At 50.4% G+C, this 12,421-nt stretch carries 6 protein-coding genes; all 6 read left to right on the top strand.

The genetic code is table 11. The features are described from left to right. On the top strand, positions 1-530 hold a 530-nt coding region (locus tag ACLQ6D_RS09790), incomplete at its 5' end, for an OmpA family protein (RefSeq protein ID WP_411727100.1). A gap of 304 nt (positions 531-834) precedes the next feature. Further along, positions 835-1,488 (top strand): BON domain-containing protein, encoded by a 654-nt coding sequence (locus ACLQ6D_RS09785; protein WP_411727099.1) that lies wholly within the window; start codon positions 835-837, stop codon positions 1,486-1,488. Further along, positions 1,488-2,621: a DUF1207 domain-containing protein gene (locus ACLQ6D_RS09780; protein ID WP_411727098.1), complete on the top strand. Its 1,134-nt coding sequence runs from the start codon at positions 1,488-1,490 to the stop codon at positions 2,619-2,621. Before ACLQ6D_RS09785 ends, ACLQ6D_RS09780 begins: the two co-directional genes overlap by 1 nt. Positions 2,622-2,816: 195 nt before the next feature. Next, entirely contained in the window at positions 2,817-2,957 is a 141-nt protein-coding gene (locus tag ACLQ6D_RS09775) for a DUF3096 domain-containing protein (protein WP_411727097.1), read from the top strand. 79 nt (positions 2,958-3,036) lie between these two features. Continuing rightward, positions 3,037-3,195 (top strand): DUF3309 family protein, encoded by a 159-nt coding sequence (locus tag ACLQ6D_RS09770; RefSeq protein WP_411727096.1) that lies wholly within the window; start codon positions 3,037-3,039, stop codon positions 3,193-3,195. A gap of 302 nt (positions 3,196-3,497) precedes the next feature. Then, positions 3,498-12,224, top strand: coding sequence for a GH36-type glycosyl hydrolase domain-containing protein (locus tag ACLQ6D_RS09765; RefSeq protein WP_411727095.1), 8,727 nt, complete (start codon positions 3,498-3,500; stop codon positions 12,222-12,224). Positions 12,225-12,421 lie beyond the last annotated feature (197 nt).

Below are 12,421 nucleotides of genomic sequence, written 5' to 3'. Positions count from 1 at the left end.
ATGAATATCATGATATGATCCTCAACGTTGGCTTTGTGGTTCCTTTGGGGCCCAAACCTAAAGCCGCCGCACCGGAACCTGTTACCGATTGTTCAACCTTAGACTCAGATTCCGATGGCGTTAATGATTGTATCGATACTTGCCCAGGCACAATGGCAGGTAGCAAGGTGAATGAACAAGGTTGTCCATTAAGCCTTGAACTGAAAGGCGTTAATTTTGAGTATGATTCAGCGCAGTTGACACCAGGTGCAATGTCCGTACTTGACGGTGTTGCAGAAAACCTCATCGCTTACCCACAAAAAAATGATATCGAAGTCCGTGGACATACCAGCAGTGAAGGCAGCAGCAAATATAATATGCGTTTGTCGCAAAAACGTTCGCAATCCGTTGTTGATTACCTCAGCATGAAAGGCGTGACCAACAGGCTGACAGCGCACGGTTACGGCGAAGATATGCCTATTGCTGACAACAGCACCGAAGAAGGCAAATCACAAAACCGCCGGGTTGAATTAGTCTGGTTCGGTGAATGATGAAATATTAAGACCAAAATATCGGCCAGAATTTTCTGGATGCCAAAAAATAAAACCCGCTTTGAAGGCGGGTTTTTTATCAATTTTGGGATCACGAATATCAACTACTAATGACTAATGTACGATACCGTACAGACAAGGCCTAATCTCATCATTTAATCTCCAACTGAGTTTTCAACGCATTCCGCTTGCTCCAAATAGTGAGATTATCTTTTCTCTGAAAATTTTCTCTAACACTAAAACAGAAGTACCACGCTATGCCACACAACACACTTTTAAAACACACAACACAAAGGAAAAACCCATGAAAACGACAAAAGAATACAATCAAAAATTTATAGCCAGTAGAATTCTTGTGATGTCCTGTTTATCAGCCGTTCTAGGACTGGCGGGTTGTCAACCCGATGGCTCATCAGAAAAGGCAGGGCAAAGAATGGATAGTGCTGCAGATAATGCTGAAAAAACGATTGAAAAATCGAATAAAGCTGCTAATCAACAAATTGAAGGTTTGAAGGATTCTTTGGATAAGAATGCTGAACAAGCGAAGGAGAACATTGACCAATCTATTGAAGTTTCTAAAGACGTATTAGAGGAATCCAAAGATAAAGTTGATGAAAATTCCGAGCAGGCAAAGGACAAAGTCGATCAAATCGAAGAAAATGTAGAAAAAAAACTTGATGATATTAAGGATTCGACAACGGGTAAATCCGAAACAGTCGGAGAATACATCGATGACTCGGTCATTACCACGAAGGTCAAGGCAGCAATATTGGGCAGTTCCTGGTTGGGCGCATCCCATATCGAAGTGACCACAAACAAAGGCATTGTGAAGTTGAGCGGCACGGTTGATTCCGAACAAAGTATTGCCAAAGCAATAGAAGTCGCCCGTAGTCAGGAGAATGTAAAAGCAGTGCAAACTGACCTGATTGTAAGTGTTAACGCATCGAGTAAAAAATAATGGCTTTTTTACGATTTATTACTGTCCTGGGTGTTATGCTGTTGCCTACATCCTTTGCCCATGCCACAACAGCTGATGACACATACATTGCCGGTTATGCCGCAGGCGTTCTCAAACAAAATTTAAAGCTTGATATGCCGTCTTTAATTGTACGGGATGCTGTCATTACTTTGCCGACCGGTAGCCTGCAAGCCGCTGACCAAGCCAAAGCGGTACAACTATTATCGGAAATCCCAGGGGTTGAAGCTGTAAAAGTATCGGAAATGACTAGCGAGCAATCAATGACCGCCCTTACACAGCCTGTTCAGGTGGCGGGTGATGAAACTGTGTCAGCAACGGAAGCCACTATTTTACCAACAGGACTTCTACCCAAAGGGCATTTATTCAAGCCTTTACTGGCAGATCCGCGCTGGGCGCATTTATCAGCGTCTTACCGCAATTTTCAGAGCGATAATTTTGATGGAAGGGATATAGCCTCTGTTAGCTTCGGTGAAACTGTACCGTTGTACCGTGGTAACTTCGGACAATCCAGTATGCAATGGGAAGCAGGGCTTCAAGCCGGGGTTTTTAGTGACTTCAATCTGAATGCCTCATCATCTGATCTTGTCAATACCGATTTTATTGCATCAGCCTACTCCAGTATGCGCGCCGGTAAATTTTCAGCGTTTGGTCGCATTTATCATCAGAGTTCACATCTTGGCGACGAATTCCTGCTCAGAAAGGTAAACACAAAATTTGAACGCGTGAACCTTAGTTATGAAGGCGCGGATCTCAAGCTTTCCTACGAGTTGCCTTATGGTGTGCGAGTATATGGTGGTGGGGGTGGTTTGTTCCATACAGAACCTTCGACGCTTAGGGTGTGGTCGACGCAATATGGCATCGAGTTTAGGAGTCCTTGGCGTCTGGATTTTGCATCATTGCGGCCAATTATTGCCGCTGACTTCAAGAATTTTGATGAAAATAACTGGAGTACAGATATATCAGCCAGAGCGGGTGTTGAGTTTGAAAACCTACAAGTACTAGGCCGTAAGCTTCAGATTCTTGTGGAATACTATAACGGCTATTCCCCTAGTGGGCAGTTTTATAAAAATAAAGTGGAATATATAGGCTTGGGAGCGCATTACCACTTCTAACGCAAGATAGTTGTTTACGGGATGATTTTCAGCACCTTGCTGGCAACTGAAAATAAAATCATCCGCCACATCAAATATCAAGAATCTGGAACCTATCTTTCGTTGACAGCGGTCTTGTGTTCTATACCGCATATACAGCGTCCGATCTTGCTGTTATGCTATTTCTAAGCTGTTTACCATTTTAAGGAGAACTCAATGAATATCGCAATCGAACCCCTACTGGCACTTGTGGTGGGAATATTAATTTTACTGGTGCCAAGGTTCTTAAATTATTTTGTGGCCGTGTATTTGATTGCCGTGGGTGTATTGGGGCTAATGGGCCATAGCATCAAGTGAGAGATCGCCCTAAGGCAAGGCCACACCATATTGTAATATCATTCAGTTTAACAATTTTTTCTTTAACAGGAGCACTACCATGTCACTAGGCACAATCTTACTCATAGTTATCATCCTGATGCTTATTGGCGTCATTCCAGCCTGGCCTCATAGCCGGGAATGGGGTTATAGGCCCAGCAGTGGGATCGGGCTGATCCTGATCGTCTTAATAATCTTGATCTTAATGGGCAGAATTTAGCCCCGAAGTAATACCGTTCCGTTTTTACCTTCATAGCTAGACGGTGTGAGTTCTTTAATTTCGTGCGGGTTATGCAATGTCTATTTTGTTAAGTAGAAAGTCGATTAGTTTTCAAAAGTGCGTATGCAGGGTGTGTAACCGAAGGTCGTTGAATTAAAGGCGGTCATAGGCTTCACACCCAGCATCGCGACCGGGCGTCGAGGGTTGTCACGTTAGCGAGTTGATTTTGGTTGCTAGGAGTAGCCAAAATCTATCACAGATAGTGGCTCGCTTATTTTTATTTAGGTTCGGAGAATCAAACCATGGCGAAGCGCCGGGAACAAAGGCGACATAGTAGAGTCGATCATCCAGGTGGTGAAGAAGCACCCATCCGGTTCGAATTGTTCAGCACCGAACGGCTAGCACAACATGCAGTCAGTTTGGCTAAAGCGCAAAAAGTCAGTAGCCGTAAGGAAGGACAAAAACTAATCCCACGGGTAAGCGAGAATTCCCGTGTGTTGCATGCCGCCTATAAAGTTGTCGCCAAGGCGGTACATGAGCAACACGCCATCACACCGGCGGCAGAATGGCTCCTGGATAATTTCCATGTGATCGAAGGGCAAGTCACCGACATACACCTCGACTTGCCCGAAAGTTATTACCGGGAGCTGCCCAAGTTAACCGAAGGTGTGCTGGCAGGCTATCCTAGAATTTACGGCATTGCCTGGGCATTGGTGGCACATAACGACAGCCGTTTCGCACCAGAGTTACTGACTGTTTTCGTACGGGCTTATCAAAACGTCGAACCCCTCACTATAGGTGAACTCTGGGCGATACCGATTACTCTACGCGTGTTGCTGGTCGAGAATCTTCGCCGCCTGGCCGTTCGCATCATGCGTTCTCAAACCAGCCGTAGGCTGGCGGATGAGTTTGTTGATCACGTCGAACGAATCGCCGCACAAACCGATAAGCCAGACCTGCCACCCCCTACGGCGGTATTACCTTCCGACCCTCTGCGTCAGGCATACGCCGTCCAAATCCTACAGCGTTTGCATGAACCTCATCCGGGTGCGGTAGTCTCCCTCGATTTCCTGAACGAATGGCTGAACGAGCAAGATGTCAGCCTAGGTGAAATAGTGCATCGGGAACACGCCGACCAAATAGCCGATAACCTGACGGTACGCAACATCATTACCAGCATGCGCGCTATCTCCGCATTCGAGTGGCCTCAGTTCGTCGAGGACGTGAGCCTTGTGGAAGAGTGCCTGCGTACTCATAATGGCTACGAAGCCATGGATTTTCTGACCCGCGATCGTTATCGCCACGCGATCGAGGATCTCGCAAAACGCTCGCCGCATTCGGAGTTGGAGATCGCCCGCAAAGTGATAGACAAGGTTCTGCACTCCAGCGAACATTCAACTGCCAACGGACGACAGCAGAAGCAGGAACCAGGCTACTACTTGATTGGTACAGGCCGGTATGTGTTCGAACGAGAAGTCGGCTATCGACCTTCATTCAAACAACGTCTTCTACGCGTCTATGTCACCCATGCGGGTCTTGCTTATGTGGGAAGTCTGGTTTTGTTGACACTGTTGCTGCTTGCGCTTCCATTGAGCGCAAGTTTAACTGCGGGACTTGGCGAGCTTCAGTTGTTCCTGCTTGCGCTGTTTGGCGTGTTTCCTGCATCGGATATCGCCGTCGGCCTGATGAACCGATTTATCATTGGGAGGCTTCCGCCACGTCACCTGCCAAGATTAGCCCTGAAAGGCGGCGTACCTGAAACGCTAAGTACATTCGTTGTCGTACCGACGCTGTTCATTAGCGTAGCAGGGGTAAAGGAGCAGATTGAACAGATGGAAATCCGCTATCTGTCCAATCCAGACAGCCATGTGCGCTTTGCCCTGTTGTCAGATTGGAACGATGCTGAACTGGAAACGATGCCGAACGATGATCGGCTGCTGAATGTAGCCGCCACTGCGGTGACCGCGCTCAATGCCAAGTACGGAGAACAACAATTCTTTGTGTTCCACCGTAAACGCTTGTGGAATCCCAGTGAAGGCAAGTGGATGGGGTGGGAACGCAAACGTGGTAAGTTGCACGAGTTCAACCGTCTGTTACGTGGCGCTGCTGATACCTCTTTTCTGCCGGTTGACGGCAAACCCGCCACCGCACCGCCTGGAGTTTGTTATGTCATTACCCTTGATGCCGACACGAAGTTGCCAATGGGAGTTGTATCTCAATTGGTGGGCGTAGCCGCCCATCCGTTGAATCAGCCTGTGTTCGATCCGATTACCCAGTGTGTTGTGGATGGTTATGGCATCTTCCAGCCACGCGTGACACCGACCCTGCCGCATCGGCAGGAACACTCAATGTTTCACCAGATTTTTGCTGGTGCATCAGGCACCGATGCTTACTCCAGTTCGGTATCCGAACTTTATCAGGATCTATTCGCACTCGGCACATACAGCGGCAAAGGCCTGTATCACGTAGACACGTTCGAGGCTGCGTTGGCTGGACGTGTGCCAGACAACACCCAGCTCAGCCATGATTTGTTCGAGAGTGTCTTCGCACGGTGTGCGTTGGTGAGTGATATCGAGTTTTTCGAAGAATTCCCTTCCCACGCCGGGGTTGCGGCATCGCGGGAACACCGTTGGGTTCGTGGCGATTGGCAGCTGTTACCCTGGATTTTTGGCTCTCTCGGTAAGGGTATGCCCGTAATCGGGCGTTGGAAAATGCTCGACAATTTACGTCGATCCCTTTCGGCTCCGGGAGCTTTCTTTGCTCTTGTGGCAACCTGGGCAACCCCCAATGCACCGCAGTTGATACTGATCGGATTTGTGCTGACAGCGTTGGCCTTTCCGGTAATTATGGCGTTCAAGGATGGGCTTACCTTACCTCGTCGGGGTATCTCCCGGAGTACGCATCTGCGTTCGGTAGGAGAGAATATACTATGGGCAATTGGCAACAGCTTGGTTGCGTTGACCTTACTGGCGCAACAAGCATGTCGGATGATAGATGCCATTGTCAGCACCTTGGTGCGGTTGTTTATTACCCGGCGCCAAATGCTGAAATGGGTCACCGCCCTGCAAGCAAAGTCAACGTCTGGTCATACGCTTAAGAATCTCATCAGCCCTCTGGGTAGCTCGTTTACGGTCGTCATAGGTGCTGGTGGCGTGGTGCTGTTGTTCAATCCGGGGGAAATCATGGTCGCAGCACCGTTCCTGATGTTGTGGTGGCTAGCGCCAGTCGTCGCCCGTACCTTGAGCCTCCCGCCGCGACTTGATCGGGCCGAAGCCCTGCTGCCTCAAGATAGCGTCCGATTGCGTTTGATCGGAAGGCGTATCTGGCTCTTTTTTACGACCTTTGTGACGGCGGAGGAGCACTATCTGCCGCCGGATAATTTTCAGGAAGATCCGCAACCTGTAATTGCCCATCGCAGCTCACCCACCAATTTTGGGCTATATTTGTTGTCCGTAGTGGCCGCCCGTGATTTTGGCTGGCTTGGGCTGATGGATTTTGTCGCCCGCCTTGAAGTCACAGTGACGACTCTCATTATTCTTCCTCGTCTAAAGGGACACTTTTATAACTGGTACGATACCAGAGACCTGCACATTCTGGAGCCGCCGTATATATCGACCGTGGACAGTGGCAATCTGGCGGGTCATCTAATCACATTGGCGCAGGCAAGTCGTGAAATGCTGAGGCGACCGCCCAATTTTTCCTCTGCGTTGATCGGTCTTATGGATACTCATCAGTTGCTAATGGCCGCGTTGGAAAAAATTACCGATGATCGTCGGACGCATACCGTTACCCTGAAAGAGCTACGGCAAAAAGTTGTTGCCTTTGGTGAATTATTAGATAAGTCACCAACTGGCGCAGAAGAATGGAGTCTTCTGTGGCGGCAATTAAAAATTAAAGCAGACACGCTATTGGACATGGTTCGTTCATTTTCCGACGAACGGAACGATAAAGGCGAAAGTGAGCTATTGGCTTGGGCTACATTGTTACATGATGACATTCTTTCCCATACACGAGATGTCGATAACCTGACTCCTTGGATCCGTTTTTCAGGTGACTTAGCTGCTCTAGCTGAATCAGAAAAACAAAACCAATCTACGACAGGGTGTTGGAAAAGCCTGTCCCTGGATACCCACTTGAGTGATATGGGTGGCTGTTATAGGCTAGTATTGGATGAGATAGAAACATCATCTAATGAAGCTCTGGTGCATATTGATAGGGAAGCGCTGTTGATGTGTCTTCGTCGTGCCATAGAGCAGGCTGAAATGTTAACATCCCGCCTTGAAATGTTAGCTTCAAAACTTGAAGCGTTGTTCCATGAAATGGATTTCAGTTTTCTTTACGACACCAGTTGCAACATGTTCTCACTCGGATACCGAGTGATGGAAGCAACACTTGATCCCAATTATTATGATCTGCTTGCCTCCGAGGCACGACTCTCAAGTTTTGTCGCGATCGCCAAGCGCGAAGTGCCAAGCACTCACTGGCTCCACCTTGGACGAAGGGTAACACGCGCCGCCCATGGTATCGTGCTGCTGTCGTGGTCGGGATCGATGTTTGAATACCTGATGCCTTCCTTAGTGATGTTTACCCCTCGTTATAGCCTGCTGGATCAGACCTGCCGACTGGTAGTGAAGCGACAGATCGAATATGGCAAAGAACGCGGTGTGCCGTGGGGCGTTTCGGAGTCGGCTTTCAATGGCCGCGACCTCTTCTTCACTTATCAATATTCTGCTTTTGGCGTACCTGGTCTGGGGATGAAGCGGGGTTTGGGCGATGAACTGGTCATTGCCCCTTACGCCACCGCCTTGGGCGCGATGTACCTCCCGCATGATGCAGTAGAAAACTTCGCACGCTTGGAAAAGGAGGGTGCATTGGGTCGCTACGGTTTCTATGAGGCACTCGATTTCACCCCGATCCGGCTTGCAGAAGGCCAGCGCGTCGCGGTAGTCCGCTGTTATATGGCACACCACCAAGGCATGTCCCTGGTGGCCTTCTCCAATGTAGTCCATGACGGGGCGATGCGTCATCGTTTCCATAGCGCATCGCTGATCCAGGCCGCCGACTTGTTGTTGCAGGAACGCATTCCAAGCGGAGCGGATACCAGTGATATACCGCTTGTGCATGGACTTGCTGAGGTTAAGGAAACACTACAGCCACCAGTCAGGCGGATTCCGTCTCCCACGTCTTCAGTGCCTTCCGCACATTTACTGTCTAATGGCCGTTATGCGGTGATGATCACTGCTGCCGGATCGGGTTACAGCCTTTGGAAAAATCTTGCCGTGACGCGTTGGCGCGAAGACGTTACGCGGGATGCTTGGGGCAGTTATATTTATCTGCGTGATGTGGCAAGCGGCCGGGTGTGGTCTGCCGGATACCAACCGACGGCGGCGATCCCCGACCACTACGAGACGCTTTTTGCCGAAGACCGTGTCCGTATCAGGCGCACGGACGGCAGCATGGTAAGCGCCCTGGAGATCATCATCTCGCCCGAGGACGACGCGGAAATTCGTCGCTTGAGCTTAACCAATAATGGGCCGCGCACTCGGGAAATCGAAATCACCTCTTATGCGGAGATTGTACTTGCGCCAATGCCTGCAGATATCGCGCATCCCGCATTTTCAAATCTGTTCGTGCAGACCGAGTATCTGCCCCAAGTGCGTGGGCTGATCGCGCAGCGGCGTCCGCGAGTGTCTAGTGAGCCAATTATCTGGGCAGCTCATGTGTTGGCCGGACGTAGAACTGGCGATGGACTCCAGTACGAAACTGACCGAACCCGCTTCATTGGGCGTGGACAAACGCTGCGCGAACCGATTGCAGTGGTGGATGGCCGCCCACTGACCAATACGGTGGGTTCAGTTCTGGATCCGATATTCAGTTTGCGTACACGGGTTCGCATCCTACCTGGCACAACCGCACATGTCACATTCACCACTCTGGTTGCAGCCTCACGCCAGGCGATTGTGGATACGGCAGAAAAATATCACAATATAGAAGTGTTTGATCGCGTGTCCTCCATGGCCTGGACTCACGCCCAAGTACAACTGCATCATTTACGAACTAAGCCGGATGAGGCTCAGCTTTTTCAGGATCTGGCTAACCGCTTGCTCTACACCAATTTTTCGCTACGGCCAGCCGGTAAGTTGATGCAGATGAATACCTTGAATGTCACCGGGTTGTGGCGTCATGGTATCTCTGGAGACCGGCCTATCGTGTTGCTTCGTGTAAAAGAGCCTGAAGACCGTATAATTGTCGAACAATCGCTGCGCGCCCACGAGTACTGGCGCATGAAAGGCCTTGCTGTCGATCTGGTGATCTTGAATGAAAAGGAATTATCCTATATTGATCACTTGCAGACTTTACTGGAAGGGATGGTACGGGAGAACCAAGCGCTCTCGTCTCATCATGAACATGAAAACCATGGTGCAATATTTGTCATGCGGGCCGATCAGCTTTCGGTTGAAGAACGACGGTTATTCCAAACGGTGGCGCGCGCGATGCTCGTCAGCAACCGGGGTACATTAGCCGAACAATTGTTGAGGCTCTCCCGACCAGAGGCAGCTTACATTGCACTCAAAGCCTTGCCTATTCCCGCAGTTCATTCACTTCGGTTGGAACCACCTCCGCTTGAGCTTTTCAACGGACTAGGTGGGTTTGCCGAAGATGGACGCGAATACGTGATCGTACTCGATAACGGCCAATGGACACCAGTTCCCTGGGTTAATGTGATCGCCAACGCTGAGTTTGGCTTTATAGTCTCGGAGTCTGGCAGCGGCTGCACTTGGTCTGGTAACAGCCGCGAAAACCAGTTAACCCCGTGGTCGAACGACTCGGTCAGCGATCCTCCAGGGGAAGTCTTCTATTTGCGTGACGATGAAACGAATGAATTGTGGACTCCAACTGCCCTGCCGATTCGGGTCGACAATGCGAGTTATGTGATTCGCCACGGACAAGGGTATAGCCGTTTTGAACATGCTTCGCATGGGATTCATAGCGAGCTGCTGCAATTCGTCAGCCCCGACGATCCGGTCAAGATCTCGGTTTTGACCTTAAAGAATGTGTCCGGGCGAAACCGGAGGCTGACGGTCACGGCTTACGTGGAATGGGTACTAGGTGCCTCGCGTACCGTGACCGCACCGCACATCATCACCGAACTGGATTCGGAAACGGGCGCTCTGTTCGCATACAACCCCTGGGACGTGGAGTTCGGCCAACGTATCGCTTTCGCCGATCTCGCTGGACGGCAGACCGGATGGACAGGGAATCGGGCTGAATTCATCGGACGTAACGGAAGCCTGGACGCTCCGGCGGGCTTGCTAAGTTCCAATGCACTGAAAAACCGCGTCGGTGCCAGGCTTGACCCTTGTGCTGCGCTGGACACGGTGGTGGAACTCAAATCCAACGAGAGCATCGAGCTTCTCTTTCTGCTGGGTCAAGGCAATGACCGCGCTCATGCCAGCGAGTTGATCCAGCGCTATCGAGCAGCAGAGGTAGCAACGACGTTTACTAAGGTTAAGCAGTTGTGGGAGCAGGTTCTCGGAAAGGTTCAGGTGAAAACGCCGGATCGGGAGCTTGACCTGTTGTTGAACGGTTGGCTGCTATATCAAACCCTAAGTTGCCGTATGTGGGCCAGAGCGGGTTTCTATCAGGTGGGTGGAGCATTTGGTTTTCGCGATCAATTGCAGGACAGCATGGCTTTGGCAGTCGCCCGACCTGACCTGACCCGCACCCATCTCCTTCGTGCGGCTGCGCGTCAGTTTGCCGAAGGTGATGTGCAACATTGGTGGCATCCTCCCTCTGGCCGAGGTGTGCGTACCCGTTTTTCTGACGACCGTGTTTGGCTACCTTATGCCGTAGCGCACTATATCAAGGTTAGCGGCGATGCTAAGGTGCTTGAGGAAGAGTTGCATTTTTTGGAAGGGATCAAACTTGGGGCTGAACAGGATGATGCCTATTTCGAGCCGACCCAGTCGATGCTTCAAGCGACTCTTTTCGAACACTGCGCACGTGCGCTCGACCTGAGCCTGGAGACGGGTTCGCACGGTCTGCCCCTGATGGGGAGCGGCGACTGGAATGACGGTATGAATCGGGTAGGCAACCAGGGCAAGGGGGAGAGCGTCTGGCTGGCGTGGTTCCTGATTACTACGCTCTCAGAATTCGCAAGCGTGGCAGAGACGTGGGGTGATATTGATCATGCCGTTCGCTGGCGAACGCATGTTACCCAACTAAAAGCTGCGGTAGAAGCAGAAGCCTGGGACGGGGCATGGTATAGACGAGCTTATTTTGATGACGGCACCCCACTCGGTTCCGCCACCAACGCCGAATGCCGAATCGACTCGATTGCTCAGAGCTGGGCTGTCATTTCTGGTGCTGCCGAAAACGAACGAGCGCAGCGGGCGATGAATTCAGTGCGGGAATATCTTGTTCGCTACGGTGACGACTTGGTGTTGCTGTTCACTCCGCCCTTCGACAAGACCGATCGGGATCCGGGTTATATCAAGAGCTACCCCCCAGGCGTGAGAGAGAATGGTGGTCAGTATACTCACGCGGCAATTTGGTCTGTCATCGCCTATGCCATGCTCGGTGAAGGTGACCAAGCGGCAGAATTGCTGCGAATGCTGAACCCGATCAACCGTACAGCTACCCGCACTGGCGTTTATGCCTATAAGGTCGAGCCGTATGTGCTGGCGGCGGATATTTATGCCGAGCCACCCCACACTCGACGTGGTGGATGGACCTGGTATACGGGAGCTGCGGGCTGGTATTACCGTGCCGGACTGGAATGGATCGTGGGCTTACAAATCCGCGCCGACAAATTGGTCATTGATCCTTGTATTCCCAGAGCATGGCGCAGTTACAGCATTTTTTATCAGCACGAAACTAGCCGCTATGAAATCTCAATTGAAAATCCGAATGGCGTGTGTCGGGGTGTCTCCCTGATAGAAATGGACGGAGTACGGCAATTAAACGGCAATGGCATTACCTTACAGGATGACGGACAACTACATCAGATAAGGGTGCTACTTGGTTAAAATGAGTATCGCTATCGGGTGATAAATATTGGGTAAATTTAAACAAACGGCATAAAAGTCTCATAAAACTTCCTGATTAGTAAGGAACCCCAGCCAGCACCGTCATACTGGCATGGATGCCGGTATCCAGTCACATGGATGTGAATGTATGACTTGGCATTGTGCCTAAATCAAGCGGCAGGGCATTTGGCACAAAC

Origin of the sequence: Methyloglobulus sp. (genome assembly GCF_046714055.1) — a bacterium.
Lineage (GTDB): Bacteria > Pseudomonadota > Gammaproteobacteria > Methylococcales > Methylomonadaceae > Methyloglobulus.
The sequence above is the reverse complement of the archived record's forward strand: the minus strand, read 5'-3'. Positions and strand labels throughout refer to the sequence as shown.

Coding starts and splice junctions, on each gene's coding strand:
- ACLQ6D_RS09785 (WP_411727099.1), top strand. CDS start 835: ATGAAAACGACAAAAGAATACAATCAAAAATTTATAGCCAGTAGAATT.
- ACLQ6D_RS09780 (WP_411727098.1), top strand. CDS start 1,488: ATGGCTTTTTTACGATTTATTACTGTCCTGGGTGTTATGCTGTTGCCT.
- ACLQ6D_RS09775 (WP_411727097.1), top strand. CDS start 2,817: ATGAATATCGCAATCGAACCCCTACTGGCACTTGTGGTGGGAATATTA.
- ACLQ6D_RS09770 (WP_411727096.1), top strand. CDS start 3,037: ATGTCACTAGGCACAATCTTACTCATAGTTATCATCCTGATGCTTATT.
- ACLQ6D_RS09765 (WP_411727095.1), top strand. CDS start 3,498: ATGGCGAAGCGCCGGGAACAAAGGCGACATAGTAGAGTCGATCATCCA.